The organism is Gelidibacter japonicus, assembly GCF_010725055.1.
Taxonomy (GTDB): Bacteria; Bacteroidota; Bacteroidia; order Flavobacteriales; family Flavobacteriaceae; genus Gelidibacter; species Gelidibacter japonicus.
Window position 1 is genome coordinate 20,466 of record NZ_BJKB01000024.1, and the last position, 23,154, is coordinate 43,619.

At 37.3% G+C, this 23,154-nt stretch carries 24 protein-coding genes; 14 read left to right on the forward strand and 10 right to left on the reverse strand.

Translation table 11 applies throughout. The features are described from left to right. Positions 1–5: 5 nt before the first annotated feature. Complete coding sequence (locus G6N06_RS18010) at positions 6–467, reverse strand: low molecular weight protein-tyrosine-phosphatase (RefSeq protein WP_163518125.1); 462 nt, start codon at positions 465–467, stop codon at positions 6–8. Positions 468–600: 133 nt separating this feature from the next. Continuing rightward, positions 601–2,028, reverse strand: a complete 1,428-nt coding sequence (gene dnaA / locus G6N06_RS18015; protein ID WP_163518098.1) for a chromosomal replication initiator protein DnaA — start codon at positions 2,026–2,028, stop codon at positions 601–603. Positions 2,029–2,219: 191 nt separating this feature from the next. Here dnaA and G6N06_RS18020 point away from each other — a divergent pair, with 191 nt between their 5' ends. Continuing rightward, complete coding sequence (locus G6N06_RS18020; protein ID WP_163518099.1) at positions 2,220–2,630, forward strand: acyl-CoA thioesterase; 411 nt, start codon at positions 2,220–2,222, stop codon at positions 2,628–2,630. Here the strand turns inward: G6N06_RS18020 and G6N06_RS18025 are convergent. Genes G6N06_RS18025 through ribD form a run of 4 tightly spaced genes read right to left on the reverse strand, consistent with a single transcriptional unit; the run spans position 2,627 to position 5,792 of the window. Next, entirely contained in the window at positions 2,627–3,247 is a 621-nt protein-coding gene (locus tag G6N06_RS18025) for an IMPACT family protein (protein WP_163518100.1), read from the reverse strand. The genes G6N06_RS18020 and G6N06_RS18025 overlap by 4 nt on opposite strands. Position 3,248: 1 nt before the next feature. Then, on the reverse strand, positions 3,249–4,112 hold the full coding sequence (locus tag G6N06_RS18030) for an EamA family transporter (protein ID WP_163518101.1): 864 nt from the start codon (positions 4,110–4,112) through the stop codon (positions 3,249–3,251). Further along, positions 4,109–4,720, reverse strand: a complete 612-nt coding sequence (locus G6N06_RS18035; RefSeq protein WP_163518102.1) for an HAD family hydrolase — start codon at positions 4,718–4,720, stop codon at positions 4,109–4,111. Before G6N06_RS18035 ends, G6N06_RS18030 begins: the two co-directional genes overlap by 4 nt. Further along, positions 4,713–5,792, reverse strand: coding sequence for a bifunctional diaminohydroxyphosphoribosylaminopyrimidine deaminase/5-amino-6-(5-phosphoribosylamino)uracil reductase RibD (gene ribD, locus G6N06_RS18040; RefSeq protein WP_163518103.1), 1,080 nt, complete (start codon positions 5,790–5,792; stop codon positions 4,713–4,715). The genes G6N06_RS18035 and ribD overlap by 8 nt, the downstream gene beginning before the upstream one ends. A 35-nt stretch (positions 5,793–5,827) precedes the next feature. On the opposite strand from ribD, the gene G6N06_RS18045 reads away from it, so the two are divergent. Then, entirely contained in the window at positions 5,828–6,319 is a 492-nt protein-coding gene (locus tag G6N06_RS18045) for a GNAT family N-acetyltransferase (protein WP_163518104.1), read from the forward strand. Then, on the forward strand, positions 6,319–7,194 hold the full coding sequence (prmC, locus tag G6N06_RS18050) for a peptide chain release factor N(5)-glutamine methyltransferase (protein ID WP_163518105.1): 876 nt from the start codon (positions 6,319–6,321) through the stop codon (positions 7,192–7,194). Before G6N06_RS18045 ends, prmC begins: the two co-directional genes overlap by 1 nt. A 31-nt stretch (positions 7,195–7,225) precedes the next feature. On the opposite strand, the gene G6N06_RS18055 is transcribed toward prmC, so the two are convergent. Both G6N06_RS18055 and G6N06_RS18060 read right to left on the reverse strand, forming a co-directional pair. Next, complete coding sequence (locus G6N06_RS18055; protein ID WP_163518106.1) at positions 7,226–7,951, reverse strand: copper homeostasis protein CutC; 726 nt, start codon at positions 7,949–7,951, stop codon at positions 7,226–7,228. 57 nt (positions 7,952–8,008) lie between these two features. Continuing rightward, entirely contained in the window at positions 8,009–10,273 is a 2,265-nt protein-coding gene (locus tag G6N06_RS18060) for a family 20 glycosylhydrolase (protein WP_163518107.1), read from the reverse strand. 62 nt (positions 10,274–10,335) lie between these two features. Between G6N06_RS18060 and ligA the strand changes: the two genes are divergently transcribed. From ligA to G6N06_RS18075, 3 genes are all read left to right on the forward strand, one after another. Then, positions 10,336–12,330, forward strand: a complete 1,995-nt coding sequence (ligA, locus tag G6N06_RS18065; RefSeq protein ID WP_163518108.1) for an NAD-dependent DNA ligase LigA — start codon at positions 10,336–10,338, stop codon at positions 12,328–12,330. 97 nt (positions 12,331–12,427) lie between these two features. Further along, positions 12,428–13,162, forward strand: a complete 735-nt coding sequence (locus G6N06_RS18070; RefSeq protein WP_163518109.1) for a hypothetical protein — start codon at positions 12,428–12,430, stop codon at positions 13,160–13,162. 395 nt (positions 13,163–13,557) lie between these two features. Beyond that, positions 13,558–14,325, forward strand: coding sequence for a hypothetical protein (locus G6N06_RS18075; RefSeq protein ID WP_163518110.1), 768 nt, complete (start codon positions 13,558–13,560; stop codon positions 14,323–14,325). Here G6N06_RS18075 and G6N06_RS18080 read toward each other — a convergent pair. Then, on the reverse strand, positions 14,322–15,233 hold the full coding sequence (locus G6N06_RS18080; RefSeq protein ID WP_163518111.1) for a bifunctional metallophosphatase/5'-nucleotidase: 912 nt from the start codon (positions 15,231–15,233) through the stop codon (positions 14,322–14,324). The genes G6N06_RS18075 and G6N06_RS18080 overlap by 4 nt on opposite strands. A 103-nt stretch (positions 15,234–15,336) precedes the next feature. After that, entirely contained in the window at positions 15,337–16,095 is a 759-nt protein-coding gene (locus G6N06_RS18085; protein WP_163518112.1) for a 5'-nucleotidase C-terminal domain-containing protein, read from the reverse strand. Positions 16,096–16,162: 67 nt separating this feature from the next. On the opposite strand from G6N06_RS18085, the gene G6N06_RS18090 reads away from it, so the two are divergent. The 8 genes from G6N06_RS18090 to G6N06_RS18125 all read left to right on the forward strand — a co-directional run bounded on the left by G6N06_RS18090 (position 16,163) and on the right by G6N06_RS18125 (position 23,095). Continuing rightward, positions 16,163–16,681: a DUF6913 domain-containing protein gene (locus G6N06_RS18090; protein WP_163518113.1), complete on the forward strand. Its 519-nt coding sequence runs from the start codon at positions 16,163–16,165 to the stop codon at positions 16,679–16,681. Beyond that, positions 16,681–17,559: a 4-hydroxy-tetrahydrodipicolinate synthase gene (gene dapA / locus G6N06_RS18095; protein ID WP_163518114.1), complete on the forward strand. Its 879-nt coding sequence runs from the start codon at positions 16,681–16,683 to the stop codon at positions 17,557–17,559. Before G6N06_RS18090 ends, dapA begins: the two co-directional genes overlap by 1 nt. Positions 17,560–17,768: 209 nt before the next feature. Next, positions 17,769–18,584 (forward strand): outer membrane protein assembly factor BamD, encoded by an 816-nt coding sequence (locus G6N06_RS18100; protein ID WP_163518126.1) that lies wholly within the window; start codon positions 17,769–17,771, stop codon positions 18,582–18,584. Positions 18,585–18,597: 13 nt separating this feature from the next. Further along, entirely contained in the window at positions 18,598–18,930 is a 333-nt protein-coding gene (locus tag G6N06_RS18105) for a DNA-directed RNA polymerase subunit omega (protein ID WP_205334795.1), read from the forward strand. A gap of 5 nt (positions 18,931–18,935) precedes the next feature. Further along, positions 18,936–20,168: a bifunctional phosphopantothenoylcysteine decarboxylase/phosphopantothenate--cysteine ligase CoaBC gene (gene coaBC, locus G6N06_RS18110; protein ID WP_163518116.1), complete on the forward strand. Its 1,233-nt coding sequence runs from the start codon at positions 18,936–18,938 to the stop codon at positions 20,166–20,168. Then, a complete protein-coding gene (gene porD / locus G6N06_RS18115; protein WP_163518117.1) occupies positions 20,161–21,048 on the forward strand; it encodes a type IX secretion system protein PorD in 888 nt (295 codons plus the stop codon). The genes coaBC and porD overlap by 8 nt, the downstream gene beginning before the upstream one ends. 109 nt (positions 21,049–21,157) lie before the next feature. Continuing rightward, the gene (gene recN, locus G6N06_RS18120; RefSeq protein WP_163518118.1) at positions 21,158–22,810 is read left to right on the forward strand and encodes a DNA repair protein RecN; all 1,653 of its coding nucleotides are present in this window, start codon (positions 21,158–21,160) and stop codon (positions 22,808–22,810) included. Positions 22,811–22,870: 60 nt separating this feature from the next. Then, the gene (locus G6N06_RS18125; RefSeq protein WP_163518119.1) at positions 22,871–23,095 is read left to right on the forward strand and encodes a ubiquitin family protein; all 225 of its coding nucleotides are present in this window, start codon (positions 22,871–22,873) and stop codon (positions 23,093–23,095) included. Positions 23,096–23,154 lie beyond the last annotated feature (59 nt).

The following is a 23,154-nucleotide window of genomic DNA, read 5'->3' on the forward strand; positions in this document are numbered from 1 at the left end:
TATAGTTACTTATTTAAATTGTAGGAAATTTTTTCACAGGCATCGTCCAAAAGAGTGAAGACATCCTCAAAATCTTGAGTGTTGCCCCAATAGGGATCTGGAACTTCGTGGCCAGTGGAGGTTTGAGCATCCTGTAAAATTAGTTTCACCTTAGCGATATCTTCTACATCTCTCGCCAATTTCACAACGTTGTCATAGTTGGATTGATCCATGACATAGATAATGTCGAAATTGTCAAAATCTGAAAGTTCAAATTGCCTGCATTTTTGATTGGAAATGTCGAGACCTTTCGCTTTTGCTATTGCAATGGAACGATGGTCGGGTGATTTACCTATATGATAATTGGCGGTTCCGGCAGAGTCAACCTCAAATTTGTCGGAAGGCAATTTGGATTCAAGAATGCCATGCGCTAATGGTGATCTGCAGATATTTCCCAAACAGACCATTAAGATTCTTGTCATGATAATTAAGTTTTGGTTCATACCTCCAAACAGAGTGATAACGGCAAATAGATTGACAACTTACATTTGCTATTCAAACTGCTTGGAGGCTCTGTATTTTTGATCAGAAGTTGAAAGGTTTAAATACGAATACAGTTTTTTAGAGAGCCAATTTCTTGGCAATGTCCTCAACATACTTTCTGAATTGTTTGTCTGTAGAAGAGAGGTTGTCAACTGTTTTGCAAGCATGAAGTACAGTGGCATGGTCACGTTTGCCAATTTGGGATCCAATGCTGGCCAATGATGCCTTTGTGTATTTTTTAGCAAAAAACATGGCTAACTGTCTTGCTTGTACAATATGTCTTTTTCTTGTTTTGGATTGTAAGGTGTCAACATCCATTTGGAAATAATCTGAGACGACCTTTTGAATATAATCGATGGATACCTCCCGCTTGGTGTTTTTGACAAACTTCTCAACAATTTCCTTAGCTAGGCTAATGGTGATCTCTTTTTTGTTGAATGAAGATTGGGCGATTAAGGAAATAATGGCACCTTCAAGTTCCCTTACATTGGTTTTTATATGTTTGGCTACATATTCAATAATATCATCGGGCATTTCCACACCATCACGATACAATTTGTTCTTTAAAATCGAGACTCTGGTTTCAAAATCAGGACTTTGCAATTCGGCAGAAAGCCCCCATTTGAATCGGGATAATAAACGCTGTTCAATATCCTGCATGTCTACAGGTGCTTTATCTGATGTTAGGATGACCTGTTTCCCGTTCTGGTGTAAATGATTGAAAATATGGAAAAACACATCTTGGGTTCCTGTCTTACCGGATAAAAATTGAACATCATCAATAATCAAAACATCAATGATTTGATAGAAGTGAATGAAATCATTTCTATTGTTCTTCTTGACAGAATCTATGTACTGCTGTGTGAATTTTTCGGCAGAAATATAAAGTACTGTTTTTTCCGGGTATTTATCTTTAATATCTATACCAATGGCATGGGCTAAATGGGTTTTGCCAAGACCAACACCACCAAAGATCAAAAGTGGGTTAAAAGAGGTCCCTCCTGGTTTATTCGCCACTGCCAATCCGGCATTTCTTGCCAAGCGATTGGAATCTCCTTCTAGGAAATTTTCAAAATTGTAATTAGGATTGAGTTGAGACTCAATTTTTACATTTCTAATTCCTGGAATGATGAATGGATTTTTTAATTCTGGATTTTTATTTTTTAGCGGAATATCAACATCTTGAGATTTTACTGCGCTTCTATTTGAACTTGGTATTTTTTCAGTAAATGGTTGTTTGTTGCCATAAGTGTTCTCCATTTTTATGACATATACTAATTTGGCCCGTTCTCCGAGTTCTTTGTTTAAGGCTACTTTTAGGATTTTTACGTAATGCTCTTCCAGCCATTCGTAAAAGAATTTACTAGGTACCTGGATGCTCAGGGCATTGTCAGTAAGCTTTACTGCTGTAATAGGTTCAAACCAAGTTTTATATGCTTGGGGTTGGATGTTGTCCTTTATAAAAGATAGACAATTTTTCCAAACCGATTGCGCAGTTACTTCCATTGTGAAAAGTTAATTTTTTGTTGTTAGTCAGATTAGCAAAAAAAAGAGAAATCTGTGTTTTCTCTTGAATAATTTCTGAGACAAATATGTGAACAAATTTCTGAAAAAAAAAATCAAATGCTATTGAATATTCAGAATTAAATCCCCATGTTTAATCCGCGATGAAAATACAAAAAATAAACCAAACAAAGATGTCAAATCCTTTATATTACCACGAAATTGAACTTAGAGTGCGTTATGCTGAAACTGACCAAATGGGTATTGTCTATTACGGAAACTACGCCCAATACTTTGAGGTTGGTAGGGTAGAGTGGTTGAGGAAATTTGGAATATCCTATAAAAGTATGGAAGAGGAGGGTCTCATGTTGCCTGTGGTAAGTCTAAGTGTAAAATACAAAAAGCCAGCGCGTTACGATGACCTTATTAAAGTGAAAACTCAGTTGGTAAAAATGCCTTCTGCAAGTATTGAATTTGATTACGAAATCACAAACCAATCGGGGGAAATTTTAACAAAAGGAAATACCGAATTGGTATTTATGGATGTTAATAGGAATAGACCTACAAGATGTCCTAAATATCTTTTAGACAAACTGCGGAATTAATCGTCCAAAATTTTTAATTCCACTCCGAAAATCGGCTCGAAAGCTTCTAAAACACTTTTTATATTTTTTAATCTAACCGAAATAATAATTGTGCATGTCAATTCTAAAGTTTGTCGTGATATTTTTAGGTTTTTTTCTTTGATAACACGCATCACTTTGTTCATGTCTTTATACTCAAATTTGAGTTCTATCTCTTGATTTATGGTTTTGGTGACAATTTTTGAATGCTCTAATGCCATTTGGGCGGCCGTTTTATAAGCGGTTATAAGTCCGCCAACACCCAATTTTACACCTCCAAAATACCTGACCACAACAATTAATACATTGGTGAGTTCAAACGATTGGATTTGACCATAAATAGGCATTCCCGCACTATTGTTTGGTTCTCCATCATCATTGACCCTAAATTGGTATTGATTTTCAAGAATTCCCAACTGATAGGCGTAGCACCAATGCCTGGCAGAATGATGTTGTTTTCTTAGATTTTCAAGATGGATTTTAACGTCATCTTCCGTTTTGATTGGAAATGCATACCCCAAAAACTTGCTGTTTTTCTCTTTAAACTGAACTTCAGCTGATGGTTTGGTTATGGTTTTGTAGGTGTCTTTTTCTGTCATATCACGCAAAAGTTACTAAATAAATGGCAATAAGTGCCAATCCAATTCCTATCCAATTCCTATTGGTTAAATGCTCATTAAAGAACCAAAGGCCAATTAATGTTGATATCATTACAATGGCCACGTTATTTATGGTGAAAAAAGAAGAGCTTTCCATATTTTGAGATTGTAGCGCTTTAATGATATAATATAAGGAAGCATAATTGAGAAGTCCTAAGGCGATACCTCCAGGAATGCTTTTTGAATCCAATTGCAACTGATTGCCAGATTTTTTGGCAGCTAAAATGCTTATTCCGATTAGTCCTGCAAATCCGAAAACACAAGCCGAAAATACTGGAATATTCTCTTCAGAAATAGATGTATGCTGTAAATAGTTGATATAGGTATCACTGATTCCTGAGCCCAAGAAAAGCAGGAATGGCAGCATAAGGTTTTTCTTGAAATTAACTGTGGTTTTTGACTTTGCTGAAACCAGATACACCGCAATAAAAGCTAAAACTATACCGATGATTTTTTGATACCCGATACTCTCACGGAATAAGATGACTCCAAAAATGATCGGGATGATGACACTCATCTTTGAGGCCACAGAAGCCACGGAAAGCCCGTTTTTCTGAGCGGTCCATGCCATCATAGTGAAGAGGCCAATAAATAGGGCACCTACGATAATACTTCCTAAAAACCACTCAGCATCAACTATGGAATTTATAGCCATTGAATCTCGAGCAGCGAGAAAACCAAAGCTGAAGGCTACTATATAATTGACTACAATAGTTTGAAAGGTATTGACCTCAAATTTCTCCAGTAGTTTAAAAACGACAAAAATGAATAATGACGCCGTTATACTGAGAATGAGGTATATCAAAATAGGTCTTTTTTAGTTGAGAGCAAGGTCGTGATATCCTCGGTTTCTGGATTGATATGCCATGTGTGGATGCCCAATTTTGCAGCAGTGATAATATTTTCTTCAGTGTCATCAATAAACAGGGATTCCTCTGCTTTTATATTGTTTTCTTTTAAAACGAATTCGTAAATATTGGCGTTAGGTTTTCTTAATTGGATTTCATGTGAAAGATAGAACGCATCAAAATGCGTTTTAAACTCTTCATAGAAACCTATATTTTCTTTGACCCAGTTGATATGCAGCTCATTCGTGTTGCTTAGCAAAATAAGTTTATACTTTTTGTCTGCCGCCAACTGTTCCAAAAACTCCAATCTGTGCAATGGGAAATCCCTTAAGATATAATTCCAGGATTCCAAAAGTGTGTCCCTGTCGTGGTCTGGGAAATTATCCAAATAAAACTCCAGAAACTCATCGGTACTCATAAGGCCTTGCTCATAAAGCGTATTTATGGCGTGTATTTCATCTGAGAGTTCATCCATTTCAAATAAGTTGAGCGCATGGGCCTTAGCGCCCTTTTTATCTAGATTGATAAATACATCTCCAAAATCAAATATGATGTTTTTAATCATTGGTATAAAGTTTTAAGGTGTCGTTGATGATTTTTTCTTCTGAAAGTAATCGTCCTGAAAAGTGGGGTGCTTTTGTGCCGCTGGTAAAATTTATGGTGCCTTTGAAAACTCGTGCTTCATCCCAAAGATTTTCATCTATAAAGGTTTGTAGCGTTTGGCGTCCACCTTCAATGATAACAGAATTAATATCATGTCCAAAAAGAATTGTACAAATTTGGTGGGCAATTTTATCTTTCAACTCCCAATTCAGCAACTCCAAATTTATGGAAAGGTTGGTGTTTTTCAAACTATCATCCTGAGTCTCCGTGTTCCGAGCTTCATCCTTCTCACTTATTAATATTGTTGTTGCCTTGGCATCAAAAACCGCGGCATCTAAAAATAGGCGTGAGTTTTTATCCAAAACTATACGTATCGGATTTCTGCCGCACCAATCCCTCGTAGTCAGGCTGGGATTATCTTCAATGACCGTATTCGTTCCAACTAAAATCGCTTGTTCTTCGGCGCGCCATTTATGTACCAACTGTCGTGAAAATTCATTGGTAATCCATACTGGTTTTTGTTCATCCCTTGATGAGGGCGCAATAAATCCGTCGGCAGTTTCCGCCCATTTTAGTATGATATAGGGGCGTTTTTTATTGTGAAACGTAAAAAAACGCTTGTGATGGGCTTTGACTTCATCTTCCAAAACGCCTACAATAATTTCACATCCTGAAGCCTTCAGTTTTTCAATGCCTTTTCCTGCAACGGCACTATGTGTATCCGTAGTGCCAATAACTACCTTTGGGATTTTAAATTTGATGATGGCATCGGCACAGGGTGGAGTTTTTCCAAAATGGGAACAAGGTTCTAAGGTCACATAAAGTGTTGCTTTAGAAAGTAAGTTTGGGTTTTTCACGCTGTTAATGGCATTCACTTCAGCATGGGCGCCGCCGTATGGACTTGTAAAGCCCTCTCCAATAATCGATTGATCATGTACTATAACACATCCCACCATTGGGTTTGGAGCTGTGGTCCCCAGTCCATTTTTGCCGATTTCGATGCAACGTTTTATATATTTTTCATGTATATTCATCCCGATAATTATCGAAACAAAAATAACATATTATCGTGAGCAAAGCGGCTATCTTGATCAGAGAAATTAAAACGGAAGATGACGCCCAGGTGGCAGAGGTTATACGTGCGGTTTTGATTGAAATGGGTGTGCCGAAGGTGGGCACTGCTTATGCCGATAAGGCGCTTGATGAAATGACCACCACTTATAATAAGGACAATGCAGCTTATTTTGTGGTTGAAGATCAGGGAAAAATTATTGGAGGCGCCGGAATAGCTCCATTGGAAAATTATAAAGGTCCGATTTGTGAATTGCAGAAAATGTATTTTTTGCCCGAGGCAAGAGGGAAGGGACTAGGTATGAAAATGATGGAGGTATGCTTGGAAAAAGCCAAATCGTTTGGTTTTGAAAAATGCTATCTCGAAACCTTCCCTTATATGAAAGATGCCACAAAACTTTATGCCAAATCTGGATTTGAACCTTTGGAAGGGCCATTGGGAGATACAGGACATTATTCATGTAATGTTTGGATGCTAAAATCATTATAATGTTATTAAAAACACTACGCGAACACTTCTATTCGTCGCTAAAAGGGGACTACCCTGAAACCGAAATTCAATCTTTTTTTAATTTGTTGTCCGAGTGTTATTTGAAAATGAAAGGAGTGGAGGTTAGCCTAAACTTGTATGTGCCTATTTCAGGAAAAAAAACGGAAAAATTTGACAATGCCATCACAAGACTTAAAAACCAAGAGCCGATTCAATATATTATAGGATCTACTGAGTTTTATGGTTTGCCATTTAAGGTTACGGAAAACACATTGATCCCACGACCTGAAACCGAAGAGTTGGTGCAATGGGTAACGGATATTTCCAAATCCAAAACTGAAAGCTTATCTATTCTTGACATTGGAACCGGAACGGGATGTATTGCGATCTCTTTATCAAAAAACAGACCCACTGACAAGGTGTTCGCGGTAGATATAAGTAAAAAAGCCTTGACGGTGGCCAGGACCAATGCAAAACTTAACAAAGTGGAGGTTGAGTTTATTGAGTTGGATATTCTCAATTGGAATCATAAAGTGTCGAGTTTGGAATTTAAAAACAAAGAATTTGACATCATTGTATCCAATCCGCCGTACGTTAGAGCCTTGGAAAAATCCAGAATGAGCGATAACGTATTGCGACATGAGCCCCCTTTGGCCTTATATGTGGACGATGATAATCCGCTAATTTACTATAAAGCGATAGCGGAATTTGCACAGACGTATCTCAAAAACAAGGGGCAACTCTTCTTTGAAATCAATCAATATTTGGGATCTGAAATGGTTCAATTGCTCAAAGACTGTAATTTTGAGGACGTAGTAATTAAAAAGGACATTTTTGGCAATGACCGAATGGTTTCCGGAATAAAGATCTCTTAGTGTTTAGCTAAAGAAGAAGGAATATACCCGATCAATCCTTAATTAGTTGGAGCATCGCCATAATGACATCTTGGTTGGATGCCATTTCCAGTCCCTCATTCAAAAACTTTGGAGTATTCAAGGGGATAGATGCTGGTGTTTGAATTTCTGGTGATAATACCGCGGAACAATGCGCTTCCTCAAATCCTGCGCCTTTAAAGATTAAAATATTTTTGGGATTGATACCAGATCCTGGGAGAATTGTTAGGGCACCATCTGCCAATTGATTTAACTGGTTCAATATCAATATGCCTTTTTCTGCTGAGATGGCCTGACCTGATGTAAGGATCCGATCGACTTTAAGTTCCATTAAAGTGTTCAAGGCCTCAAAAGGATTCGGTGTCCGATCAAAGGCACGATGAAATGTAAAAGGCAAAGGCTTCGAAAGCTCTATCAGTTCTTTTGTCCGATCGATATCAACCGTATTATCCATATTTAGAACGCCCGAAACAATACCCATACAGCCCAATTCTTTACAGATTTGAATATCTTGTTTCATAATTTCAAAATCCGCTTCAGAATAGGTGAAATTACCGCTTCTTGGCCTGATGAGTACAAAAACGGGAATGCTCAGGTTTTTCATAACTTGTTTTATCAGGCCATAAGAAGGTGTGACGCCACCAACGGCCAGTTCTGAGCATAATTCTATTCGATGTGCTCCAGCGTTTTGGGCATTGATTGCCGATTGGTAATTGGAGGCGCAGATTTCTAATATCATATTTACGTTTTTAAGACCTGATCGTCCCGATTGCTATCGGGACGATCAGATCTTCTATTAATTAACTATTATTTCATCAATAAATGTCCAAGGTTGATGTCCTGCACCCGGTTTGCCTTCTGGAATCAATCCGAAATTTGGAATTCTCAAATGGATATAACGTGTGGTTTCATTCAGTTTAATTTTAACGACTGTATGGGTGCCAATGCTCTCCGGGATTTCAGCTTTGGAATTTATACCCTCTTGGTCAATACCAAATTCTATGACTTTTGGGGCATATATCCACATCCAAGGTGCCTCGTAAAATCGCGTTTCAATCGAATTGATCTCCATTTCCTCACCCAGATCGATGGTGATTTCCAAATCCTCTCCATCAAACCCCAGCCATTCTTTATCATTGATGCGTGTATCGCTTCCAGTAATGCCATTAATCAAACCATCAGCGCCACTACCCGCATAGGTTTTACTCGGTTGTACATTGATATTGATCTTTTTTCCCAATGCTTTATGATAGTTGATGGGTTGAGTAAAAGTTGCACCCAATTTTTTATCGGAGTTGAAAATGGCCGCTTTAATAACGAGATCTGTGTTGATTGGAATGGCTCCGGAATATACTTCCGAAGTAAGACTCGGTTCGGTGCCGTCAGTGGTGTAGCGGATGGTTTTGTTCTCGAGGATGGATGTCAATTTATAGCCCGTAGAAGTGACCTCGCCTTCCACTTCATATAAATGATTCGCATAATTAATTTCCAAGGCATCCATGCGTTGATGGAAGTGTTCAACCCGAGCTACAAAATCAGCGTAATTTTTGTTGTTGGTTGGAGTCCATAACACTTCGCTCATGGCGAGAATTCTTGGGAACACCATATACTCCACTTGTTTTTCGTTCGGGATATATTCCGTCCAAACATTTCCTTGTGCACCCAAAACGTATTGGGATTCTTCTTCAGTAAGTTCCTCCGGGATAGGATTAAAGCTATATACCTTTTCCAAAGGCAAAAATCCGCCACTATTTGCCAATGGCTCATCTTCGTTATCAGATTGCTTGTAATCAAAATAGCAGTGAGACGTTGGCGTCATGATCACATTATGGTGTTGTTTGGCCGCTTCAATAGCTCCTTGGGTGCCACGCCATGACATGACCGTAGCATTTGGAGCCAATCCTCCTTCCAAGATTTCGTCCCACCCAATAATTTGTCGGCCTTTGCCATTCAGATACTTTTCAATTCTTGTGATGAAGTAGTTCTGAAGTTCGTGCTCGTCTTTCAAACCTTCCTCTTTAATACGTTGTTGGCAGTTTGGACAATTTTCCCAATGTGTTTTTGGCGCTTCATCGCCGCCAATATGAATATATTTGCTGGGAAAGAGTTCTAAAACTTCATCCAAGACATTTTCCAAAAACTCAAAGGTTTCATCTTTTGAACAGAAGATGTGGTCAAAAACGCCCCAGGTTTCGGCAACTTTAATCTGCTCGCCTGTACAACCCAATTCTGGATACGCAGAAATGGCTGCTTGCGCATGTCCTGGCATTTCAATTTCAGGAATAATGGTTACATGACGATTTTGGGCGTATGCTACCACATCTTTTATTTCTTCTTGAGTGTAAAATCCGCCATAACGCTTTCCGTCGAATTGCTGCGGATCGGCATTGTAGCTGCCAATTAACGTTTGTTCTCTAAAAGCGGCAACCTCTTGAAGTTTCGGGTATTTTTTGATCTCAATACGCCATCCTTGGTCTTCGGTTAAGTGCCAATGAAAAGTATTCATTTTGAGCATGGCCAAGGCGTCGATGTATTTTTTGATGAAATCTACCGAAAAGAAATGACGTCCTACATCCAAATGCATTCCTCTGTGTTTAAATTGTGGTGAATCTGTAATCGTAACACTCGGAATGGTTATGTTTTCCATATAAAATGTACCATTTTCAAGGTCGACAGGAAGGAGTTGGCGTAAAGATTGCACTGCATAAAAAGCACCTTGATCGGTTTTTGCCCTAATTTCAATCTGTTTTGGAGTGATGGTTAATTGATAGCCTTCATCATTTGAAATGGTGTCGTCCTGAATAAAGCTTATTTTATTGTTCTGTCGCAACTGAATTGCACTGCCTTTTTCAATAAATTCTTTTAAGAAAGTGGCAGAGACCTTTAAATTACTATCAAATGACATCCCAACCGATTGGTCGAGAACAAACTCCCCCTTAGTGCTTTCCATTTGCGCTGGCATTGGAATAATTTGTGGCTTGGTTTTTTCAGGGTTTGGCGAATCACAGTTGTATAAGAATGTGATAAAAACCATTAGTACGGCTATTTTCTTGAATTGCATTTTAGTATATTAGAGGCCTTAAAGATAAAGCAAAAAAGACAATTTACCTCTCAATTGACCCCATGGATATTCAACAGCAAATACTAAAGCTTCGCGACGAGCTTAATGAGCACAATTATAATTATTACGTTCTTGACCAACCCACAATCAGCGATTATGATTTTGACCTCAAACTGAAAGAATTGCAAGCGTTGGAAGATGCACATCCGGAATTTGCCGATGAGCACTCACCAACCCAGCGAGTGGGTGGCGCAATTACCAAAAATTTTGAAACAGTAGTGCACGATTTTCGTATGTATTCTTTGGACAACTCCTATTCTAAAGAGGACTTGCTGGACTGGGAGGCGCGCGTTAAAAAAGTCATTGACGATGAGGTGCAATTTGTATGCGAACTAAAATATGATGGCGCTTCCATTAGTTTAACCTATGAAAACGGAACATTGTTAAAAGCCATCACACGAGGCGATGGTGTACAGGGTGATGATGTGACTGCCAATATCAAGACTATCCGATCAGTGCCTTTGCGCTTAAAAGGAGATTATCCGTCAAGATTTGATATTAGAGGAGAAATTGTGCTGCCTTTTGAAGGTTTCAATAAAATGAATGAAGAGCGCATTGAAATAGGAGAGGAGCCTTATCGGAATCCGAGAAATACGGCTTCGGGAAGCTTAAAACTTCAGGACAGTGCAGAGGTGGCAAAACGGCCGCTGGAATGCTTACTTTATAATATCACTGGGAACAATTTAAACCTAAGTACCCAATTTGAAAGCTTAGAAAAGGCCCGAGCCTGGGGATTTAAGGTGCCAACAGCAGCTACTTTGGCAAATTCCATAGAAGAGGTGTTGGCATTTATTGATTATTGGAATATCCACAGACATGAGTTGCCCTATGAGACCGATGGAGTTGTGGTCAAGGTTAACGATCTGCATCAACAGGAGGAGTTGGGATACACTTCAAAGTCCCCGCGATGGGCAATAGCCTATAAGTTTAAGGCTGAGCAGGTATCGACGCTCTTGAATGAAATAACCTATCAGGTAGGCCGAACTGGCGCTATTACTCCGGTGGCCAATTTGGAGCCAGTTGAGTTGGCGGGGACGACAGTTAAGCGGGCTTCGTTGCATAATGCAGATCAAATAGAAAAACTGGATATCCGTGAAGGTGATACCGTTTTTGTTGAAAAAGGGGGTGAAATTATTCCTAAAATTATTGCGGTTGATTTTACAAAACGGCCTACAAATTCACAACCCACACAATATATTGAACACTGTCCTGAATGTGGTACGGAACTGGTCAGAAATGAAGGTGAGGCTCAACATTATTGCCCGAATTATAATGGCTGCCAGCCTCAAATCATTGGTCGAATCCAGCATTTTATTTCGAGAAAAGCCATGGATATAGAAGGTTTGGGCGGTGAAACTGTGGCCTTGTTAGTAAAGGAAAACCTCATAAATGATTATTCTGATCTATATGCGCTTAAAAAGGAAGAAGTGATCCATTTGGAACGTATGGCAGAAAAAAGCACAGATAATTTGATAAAAGGGATTGAAGATTCTAAAAACATACCTTTTGAACGTGTATTATATGCTCTTGGGATCAGGTTTGTAGGTGAAACTGTAGCCAAAAAACTGGCCACACATTATAAGAGTATTGATAATTTAGCCTTGGCTACAACCTCAGATTTGGTCACTGTAGATGAAATAGGGACGCGTATTGCTGAAAGTGTCGTTGCCTTTTTTAAATCAGAACAGAATCAAGAAATCATTGGACGCTTAAAAAGTTTTGGAGTGCAAATGGAGATTTGTGCTGAGAAACTTGCAAATCAAACCAACAAACTGGAAGGTCAGACCTTTGTAGTATCTGGAGTGTTTGAATCGGTTTCAAGGGATGAATTGAAAAAAATGATAGAAGATAATGGCGGGAAGGTTTCAGGTTCCATATCTAAAAAAACGAGTTATGTTATTGCAGGAAATAATATGGGGCCAAGCAAAAGGTCCAAGGCCGATCAGCTTGGAATTCCAATAATTTCAGAATATGAATTTCAAGAGTTTTTGGAGTAGAATTCCTACGAAATAACTTAATTCATCGATTAAACGCGTTTTTTCTCGTTTATTAACGTTATTTTGCTATGTTTGTCTTATTATTTGAATCGTTAATATGAGTATACAAAAAATTTTAATTGCTGTTTTGATTGCTCTTTCAGTGGTGTTCATGGGCTTTCAGATTTATGAACTGGAGGTTGAAGCGGCAGGAATAAGAGCCTTGATGTTAATCTTATTGACAGCATTGTATTATATAAGAGTTAAAAATAGGCGCCTTTTCTTTTTTTTATTTTTGATCACTTTTGCCATTGCCGAAATTTTAAATTTTATAGGTTGGTTAGTTCCTATTGTTCCAATCGATGATTTAGACTATATGTACTTTATTGGAAATTCGTTGTACATTTTGTCTTACTCGTTCTTAATTGTACGGATTTTATCCTCTATGAATTTGCTTGAGATTGTTAGAAAACTGCCATTTCATCTTCTTATTTTAATTGTACTTGATGTGTTTTGTGTTATAGTGGTTACAAATACAGCAATGGATCGATTAAATTATTATGAATATTTAGTAGAACTTGTGTATAACTCTGTCATCATGATTTTATTGACAGTAGCATTGATCAACTATATTCTTAAAAATGACAAAAAAGCCATCAATTTATTAATTGGATCTATATTTATCTTTTTTTCTGAAATCATACAGTTGGCGTACTTTTATGTTTCAAATATTAATTTACTCAACGTCTTTTGTTCTCTCTTTCTTGTTCTTGCCTTTGTGTTTTTCTACCTCCAATCGAGACTTTCGTACGAACCTCAAGAAGATTCTTTATATGGTGACCTTTTGGTTTAAGGTTGACCAATACACGATTGGCTTTTTGATATCAGAAATTAGTGAAAGATTAGAGCCGCCTCAATAGATAGGATTATTTATGCTATTATTTAGTGAGGGTCCTTTGAAACCATGCACTGAGTTAGGAATCTCGATCTCTTTATCTTAATGGCGAGTATACTGACGTTTACATACACTTGTCTTCCAATCAAACCTTTTGGATATAAACACAATCTGTCGCATTGATTGCCATAGGGGCGTTTTTTATAATTTAATAAGATGTGCTTGCATAAAAGGCCAAACATTAAAAAATAAATCGATTAAACTTTAACAAAATAATCGATGAAGCGTTCTAAAAAAAGGATTAAAGTCGATTTTTTGTGTATCTTTGCTAGACCTACTTATACTAATCTATCATGAAAAGATGGCATGCCTTATCGCCTAATTGGGCAATAACCTTATTGTTGGTTTTTATTGTTTCGCTCAATCCTATTTGCTCTTATTTTGGGTTTTCTCTGGTAAACAAAACCATGACCTTAGCTTTAATTCCCATATTGCTAACCCTTTATTTTAACAAGCAAAAAATAATGGCAAATATATTCTTCATCATTTTTATGCTGTATTTTTTAGGAATAATATTTAATGTCTTCGATCATTTTAAACTCTCCTCAAAATTGTCAGAATCATGTTTTCTGGGAGCCTATCTATTAATGGTGCTATTAATGATGGGAAAATTGAAAGACGTAAAGCTTGAAGGTCTCGTCACTTGGTATTTTGTGATTGTTTTTCTGATCAATACCTACCTTATGTTTTTACTGTTTGTTGCATTAAAGGATAGTTTCCAAGATAGTGTAATCCTAACCTTAACGGTAAGTAAAGGCGTGATTTTGTTGGTAATGGCAATTTTGGCATTTGCCATTTATTTGAGTAAGGACACGACACAGTCCATCATATTTTTAATGGTGGTATGTTCCTTTGCTTTTTCTGATGTATTAAGTTTGATTACCGCATCGTATATCCATTTCTGGTTGTATGAAGGAGTGCAATACATACTTCAAGGTGTTGGGCTTATCCTTTATTGTGTTTACGTTTATAACTATCAGGAGGCCGCAAATAGTGTTGATGGACTTAAAGAATCCAAATCAATTGCGCGGTCTAATAATCAGGTGTCTGTTCAATCTTAAACCAGAATAGACACTCCTTCAGATGTTTTATTTTTGGCACTATCAAAATAGAAATCGATTTTACCAAGATTAATCCCAAAGCAGCCTACCTGATTGACCAATACGTTCTGGCCCATACTATTTTTCACAATCGTAGGTTTTTTAAGGAATGTATGTGTATGTCCGCCAATTATCAAATCAATATCCTTTGTAGCCGCGGCCAACGACAGATCACTTGGTTTATCAGTATTATTGCGATAGTTATATCCTAAATGTGACAGGCAGATAATCAAATCGCATTTTTCATTTTCTTTTAATATGCGCGACATGTCCTGTGCAATCTCAACAGGGTCAAGATAAACGGTTTCTTTATACATGTTTTTGTCTACCAATCCTTCGAGTTGAATGCCCAAACCAAAAACGCCGATTTTTATTCCGTTTTTTACAAAGACTTTATAAGGTTTGGTGTGAGTGTCCATAATGGTGTTTGAAAAATCGTAGTTGGCACTTATAAAATCGAATTTTGCATGTGGCAATTGGGCATACAAACCTTCAAGACCATTATCAAAATCGTGGTTCCCGATGGTGGCAGCGTCGTATTTAAGCATGCTCATGAGCTTGAATTCCAGTTCGCCGCCGTAATAATTGAAATAGGGCGTGCCTTGGAAAATGTCTCCTGCATCAAGTAATAGAGTATTTGGGTTTTCAGCTCTAATGCCTTCAATTAAACTGGCTCTTCTGGCAACGCCTCCCTGGTTGGGATTTCTGCCGTCCTGAGGCCCGAAAGGATCAATATGGCTATGCACGTCGTTGGTATGCAAAATGGTAATCTTTTTTAGGCTGCTTGAAAATGATTGTAAACCAAATCCTCCCAATCCCACCAATGCAGTGGCAGCTGTTGTTTGCTGAATGAACTCTCTTCTTTTCATGTGTTGATGTTTATTGTTTTTCAATGGTCACATGCTGTTCGCCATAAATAATTCCCATAAATGATAAAATCTTTTGCATGCTCGTTTCATAACTTTAAAAAATTTATTCCTTTAACTGAATAAAACGGTCATCGGCTACCGGGTTGATGGTATCTGTTTTCATAAAATAATCAATGAGTGCATTTCTTATTTTATAATCCAATACGAATATCTCCTCGCTATCTTTAAAAAAGTCCATTCCATCACCACCATTTATAAGATAATCGTTGGTGGCAACATAATAGGTTTTGTTAAAATCGATTGGAATTTCATGTACCAAACTTTCGATGACTTGACCATCTTTGTCCAAGACTATTTTTAATTTGGAAATGGGATGGGCGCGCTTGGCTCTTGCTAAGTAATCTAAAAGCTCTTTAACGTTGGCTCCAGGTAGTTTTGAAACAACGATTGAGTTTTCAAAAGGCATTAGCTCAAAAGCAGTTCTTTTGCTGATGGGCCCTTTTGAGATGATGGACCTAATGCCGCCATGATTCATAAGTACAAAATCGATATGCTCTCCTGTCCTTTTAAAAAATATAGGATCGGCCTCATCGTAAATCACGTCTGCCATTAAATTGCCTATGGCCGTGTTAAGATATCCATCAGCTTTGGAATAGGTGTCCACCGAATAGGCTAAAACACTGTCCAGGTCCTTATTGATGTTTTCTCTGTAGGGCTTAATGAAGTTTTCAATGCTTGTTATGGTTGGCAGGCTATCATTAATATTGATGTTTTTTCCTTCAATTTTGTAAACGTCGGTTGGTGTTTTGCATGACATGGCCAAAAGCAGCCCTAATACCAGAAAAAGATTTTTAAAATTCATTGAATAACTTCTAAAATGTTAATTGTTAAATCTATTGTGTTTACTACCTTTGCGAAAACAAAAGTAAATGATTTTAAAGGCATTTAGAGAAAAATCCGATCAAAAATTCATCGATAAGCTGTTAAGTTCTAAAAACACTAGTGTTAGTGATAAGAAAATAGAATCTGTTGGCGTTATTATTGACTCAAGTGAGTTTTCTGATGCTGAAGTATTTAAAAATTTCTTTCACGAATTGGGAATCCAATTGCCTAAAATCAAAGTCATAGTTTTTGTCGATGACGTAAAGAAAACTGAACGTTTATGGGGTAATTATTTCAGTAAAAATGACTTCGGCTGGAGAGGAAAAGTAAAACACTCAGAGCTCCAAATGTTTTTGGATACCGAATTTGATGCTCTTCTGGGATTTTATAAAAACGATGCGATTGAGTTGAAAATGGTCACTGCACTCTCAAAGGCCAATTTTAAAATAGGATTATCGGGTATTGATGACCGTTTGTTTGATTTTATCTTGGACGTTGGCATTAAAGATTTCGACATATTTAAAACTGAACTTAAAAAGTATTTAACCATATTAAAAAAAATATAATGACTAAATTTCTTGGAACCGGTGTGGCACTGATCACTCCGTTCAAATCTGATTTGAGTATTGATCATCACGCTCTTGCAAACATTGTCAATTTCAATATTGATAATGGCACGGAGTATTTGGTTATTTGTGGAACCACAGCAGAAAGTGTGACACTTACGAAACAGGAGAAGAAGGATGTCATTGCTACCATAAAGAAAGCAAATGATGGCAGATTGCCATTGGTTTTGGGCATTGGGGGTAATAATACCGCTGAAATTATTGAAGAGATCAAGACTACAGATTTATCGGATTTAGACGCTATCCTGTCGGTTTCACCATACTATACAAAGCCAACTCAAGAAGGAATTTATCAACATTTTAAAGCCATCTCTGAAGCGTCTCCAAAACCTATCATACTTTATAATGTTCCGGGAAGGACGTCATCAAATATGTTGCCGGCAACCACATTGCGACTTGCCAATGATTTTAAGAATATCATAGCTATAAAGGAAGCGGGAAATAACGTTGCACAATATTTACAGTTATTAAAAAACAAACCAGACGATTTCTTGATCATTTCAGGAGATGATGATTTGGCATTAGGTGTTGTTTTGGCTGGTGGTGCAGGGGTCATTTCTGTGCTTGGGCAAGCCGTGCCCAAAGATTTTTCCAATATGATTCGTCTTGGATTGGAAGGGAAGGCAAAAGAGGCCTATAAGCTTCACTTCAAATTAATGGATGTCACCGCCCAGATTTTTGAAGAGAACAATCCAGCGGGAATCAAGGCTGTTTTCGAAGCTCTTGGTATGGCAAAGGACACTGTGAGACTCCCTTTGGTCGTGGCATCAGATGCGTTAAAAGAAAAAATTAAAAGAAGTGTGGGGCTTCTCAAATAAATAATAAACGTTAAACTTTACTTAAACGTCTCCACAGCCTAATTTCAACACTTATTTTAGCTAAAATTTTTTATTTTATAATACGTTATAAATGTGTATTTTTGCATTCTGTTTAAAAATGTCGATGTACCATTAAAAACATAACTTAATTTATGACCATACTTAATCAGGCATTACACTTAAACAATACAAAGAAGAACATTTCTTGGATGAAAAACATTGGTTATACCTTATTGATCACCATATTGTTGTCTTCTTGTAGCGAATATCAAAAGGCTTTAAAGTCTGAAGATATTGCTACAAAATTCAAATTGGGTACAGAGCTTTATGATGCGGGTAAATACAGCAAGGCCAATAAGTTGTTTGCCCAAATTGTCCCACAGTACAGAGGGAAGCCACAGGCAGAGAAATTGATGTTCATGTATTCCAATTCATTTTATAATATGAGGGATTACTATTTGGCAGGCTATCAATTTGAGCGTTTTGAAAGTCAATATCCGAAAAGTGAAAAAGCTGAAGAGGCATTGTTTTTAAGTGCAAAAAGTTTTTATATGTTGTCGCCAGTGTACAGTAAGGAACAAAAGGAAACTGTGACAGCCATTGAAAAGCTTCAAATGTTTATCAACAAATATCCTGAGTCAGAGTATTTGCCGCAAGCAAATAAATTAATTCAGGAATTGGATTATAAATTGGAAAGGAAAGCTTTTGAAATAGCAAAGCTGTATAACAGTATCGCAAATTTTGAATCCGCCGATTATGAGGCTTCAATTAAGGCCTTTGATAATTTCCTATTGGATTATCCAGGGACAAGCTTTAGGGAGGAAGCCATGTATTACAGATTTGATTCTGCGTATAAATTGGGAATCAACAGTGTTGAATATAAACGAGAGGACCGTTTAAATACGGCAATTAAATTTTACAATTCCTTTCATAAGGCCTATCCAGAATCTAAGTTTAGTTCTGAGGCAGCAAAAATGAATTCCGAATTGCAAACAGCAGTTCAACAATATACTAAAAAAAGTTAATTATATAGAAATGATGAATTTGAAAAAGACCGATGCTCCGGTGAGTACTATAACTTACAACCGTGATGAGATTGATGGGCCAACTGGCAATATCTATGAGGCCATCTCAGTTATTGCGAGAAGGGCAGAACAGATCAATACGGATATCCGTAGAGAGCTCGTAGATAAACTTGAAGAATTTGCGACTTATAATGACAGTCTTGAAGAAATCTTTGAAAACAAAGAGCAAATTGAAGTATCTAAGTTTTACGAAAGACTACCAAAGCCGCATGCGCTTGCAGTTCAGGAGTGGATAGATGATAAAATCTATTTCAGAAATACTGAAGACGATATTAAAGAAGCATAGTTAATATGTCAATTTTAAGCGGCAAAAATATACTTGTAGGCATAACTGCTGGTATTGCTGCTTATAAAACAGCAAACCTTGTTAGGTTATTTATAAAAGCAGGCGCTCACGTAAAGGTCGTGATGACGCCTGCTTCTAAAGACTTCATTACCCCCTTAACCCTTTCCACCTTATCTAAAAACCCAGTTTATTCGTCATTTGTCAATGATGGCGATGACGTACCTACTGGAAACCATGAAGATCCAGTGTGGAACAATCACGTAGAACTTGGGCTTTGGGCAGATTTTTTTGTTATCGCCCCCGCAACAGCAAATACTTTGGCAAAAATGGCCAATGGTGTTTGTGATAATTTGTTGATGGCCACCTATCTTTCAGCGAAATGTCCTGTTTATTTTGCACCCGCAATGGACTTGGATATGTACAAACATCAAAGCACTTTTAATTCTTTTAATATTTTAAAGGGCTTTGGCAATATTATGATTCCTGCAACCAGTGGTGAATTGGCAAGTGGATTGGTAGGTGAAGGTAGAATGGCCGAGCCAGAAGATATTGTCACTTTTATTGAAGAGGACATTCTTGGTCAGATGCCATTATACGGTAAGAGAATTTTAATTACTGCGGGACCAACTTATGAGGCTATTGATCCCGTCCGTTTTATAGGGAATCATTCCAGTGGCAAGATGGGTTACGAAATCGCTAAGGCGGCCGCCAAACTTGGCGCTGAAACAATCTTGATTTCCGGGCCAACACATCAAACGATATCGAACGGTAGGATTAAAGTGGTCAATGTGGTAAGTGCATTAGAAATGTATGATGCCGTGCATCAATATTTTGAATCCGTTGATATTGCCATTCTTTCAGCGGCAGTTGCCGATTACAAACCGAAAATTGTTTCAGATACTAAAATAAAAAAGAAGGATTCTACATTTACAATTGAACTTGAGAAAACAAAAGACATCTTGGCTTCTCTTGGAAAAATTAAGACCAATCAGTTTTTGGTAGGTTTTGCATTGGAAACCAACAACGAATTGGAAAATGCAAAAGGAAAATTAAATTCGAAGAATTTAAATTTAATTGTATTAAATTCGTTAAATGACAAAGGAGCTGGTTTTGGAGGCTCAACTAATAAAGTTACGTTTATAACTGAAGAACAAGACATCATAGAGCATGATTTAAAATCAAAAGAAGAAGTGGCGGTCGATTTAATGAACCAAATTATAAAACAAATCCATGCGTAATATTATTCTCATATTTCTTATATCCTTTACTACAGTTGGATTTTCTCAAGAGTTGAATTGTAACTTGGTGGTCAATGCACAACAAACAGGACAAGAAAACGTACAGGTTTTTAAGACCTTAGAGAGGCAGCTTAATGAATTTGTAAATAATACGCAATGGACCAATAAAAGCTATAAACCTCAGGAGCGTATTGATTGTAGTATGGTTATTAATGTCAGCAACTATAACAGCGATGTGTTTCAAGCCACCATTCAGGTACAGTCTTCAAGGCCTGTTTTTAATTCAACATACAGTACACCGGTATATAATTTTAATGACAAACATTTTACTTTTAGATATCTTGAGTTTGAGAATTTAGTTTATAATCCTAATCAATTTGAATCTAATTTGGTTTCAGTATTGGCCTATCATGTGTTCATGATTTTAGGTTTGGACGCTGATACTTTTGAATTGAATGGTGGCGATCCATACTTCCAACAAGCACAGACCATCACCAACTATTCCCAACAAGGTAATTTTAAAGGATGGAAACTGGAAGATGGTCAGCAATCCCGATTTGTGCTAATAGACAATATCCTATCACAAACGTTTAAAGAATTCAGGACGGTCATGTACCACTACCATCGCGACGGTTTGGATGTTATGGCAAATAACGAAAAACAAGGAAAGCAAGCCATTGCAAATGTCTTTGAAGATTTGAGAACCATGAACAACCGTAGGCCAAATTCTTTTCTAATGCGGGTTTTCTTTGATGCCAAAGCCAATGAAATCCTTGACATTTTTAGTGGGGGACCAAAAGTGAATATTACCGAAATAAAAGATATTCTTAACAGAGTTGCGCCAACCCATGCTTCAAAATGGCGTGAAATCAGCTTTTGATGTAAAAAGCTCGAAGTTGGAAGCGCGATGATTGAAGTAAAACTGAAGTTCAACATCAAATCCGAAACCTTGAATTTTGAATCCAAAACCTTAACTCTATACCCAAAAAATGCTCACCACACTTTCAATAAAAAATTACGCCTTAATAGATAGCCTTCAGGTTGATTTTGGTAGTGGATTGACTATTATTACTGGAGAAACAGGGGCTGGTAAATCTATTTTATTGGGCGGTTTGTCCCTTATTCTTGGTAAAAGAGCAGATTTGAGCAGTGTCAAGGATCCTTCAGAAAAGTGCATCATTGAAGCCACGTTTGATATTGCCAAATATAATTTAAAGTCTCTTTTCAAAGAAGAAGATTTGGATTATGAGCCCCAAACCATCATTCGTAGAGAAATTCTACCATCAGGAAAATCTCGAGCTTTTATTAATGACACTCCTGTCAATCTGGATAGTTTGCAAGCCTTGGGCGAACGACTTTTGGATATTCATTCGCAGCACCAAACTTTACAGTTGACCAATGATGATTTCCAGTTCCAGGTCATTGATGCCTTGGCTGAAAACGGGGGTTTGCTCCAAGAGTATACGCTACAATTGAGTAAATTCAAATCTTTAAACTCTGAGTTCAAAAAACTTCAAAACCAAAAAATTGAAGCTGCTAAGGAGCTCGATTACAATTTGTTTCTTTTGAAGGAATTGGAAGAGGCCAACTTGGTTGCGGGTGAAATGGAATTGCTTGAGGAAGAATACGAGACACTTAACAATATAGAAGAAATAAGTGAACGGCTCGCTGCGTCTCATGAATTGTTAAGCAGTCAAGAAATCGGCGTGATGGTACATCTGACCGAAGCAAAAAATCAACTTTCAAAATTGGCTGGTTTTTCGACCATTTATAATGCTGTATTCGAAAGGGTTACAAGCAGTTTAATAGAGCTTGATGATATATTTGCAGTTATTGAAGAACTGCAAGAGTCCTTGGAAGCCGACCCGGCACGATTAAATGCTGTTAACCTTAAGTTGCAAGTCTTGCATAATTTGATGCAAAAACATACGGCAACGGATGTATCTGAACTTATTCAGATAAGGGAATCGTTGAGAGAGAAAGTATCAATTACAGAAAATTTGGATAGTGTGATCGCTGATAAGGAATCCGAACTTTCTAGTCTTGAACATAAGCTTAATGAGATTGCATTAAAACTTAGCAAGAATAGAATAAAAGCAATCCCGGGACTCATCAAACAGCTGGAGGATATCTTAGCCATATTGGGAATGCCAAATGCACGATTTAATGTGGAATTGATCCCATCAGATACTTTTTTAAGTAATGGTAAAGATGATTTGAAGTTTCTGTTTTCAGCCAATAAAGGAGGACAATTCAATGAGCTGAAAAAAGCGGCCTCAGGAGGTGAATTGTCACGCATTATGCTGGCCATAAAATCGATACTGACAAATTATACTCAGCTACCTACCATTATGTTTGATGAGATTGATACAGGCGTGTCAGGAGAAATTTCCAATAAGATGGCCTCTATCATGCAACAAATGAGCAAGACCATGCAGGTGTTTACCATTACACATCTACCACAAATTGCTGCCAAAGGAGACACGCATTTTAAAGTTTATAAAGAAGATGTGGATGAGATTACCCTAACCCAATTAAAACGGTTGAATCAAGATGAACGGATTGTGGAAATCGCACAAATGTTGGGCGGTATCAACATGTCCGACTCTGCGATAGAGCACGCTAAACAATTACTGAATTGATTTGATATGCTTTGAAGGGTGAATTCATTTTAGTGGAGTTTGCATTTTATAATTATAATTATGGTTATAGGTTGTGCTGAATCTGAAACTGATCCTTGTGATGTCCAACATGTTATAATCAATGGTGAATGTGTAACAGATTATATTTTTCCTGCTAACAGAAATTATAAAAATGGTGATAAATACTTCCATCAAAAATACGGGGTCATGGTTTATATAAACAGTGATTGGTTTGACACAACTGAGCACGTTATTGAAGATTTTGAAATTAAAACGAAGCAATAAGTTCAAAGTTTTATTAACTTTGGATTTTAAATGGAGTAGCATTAAACAAAAAACAGAAA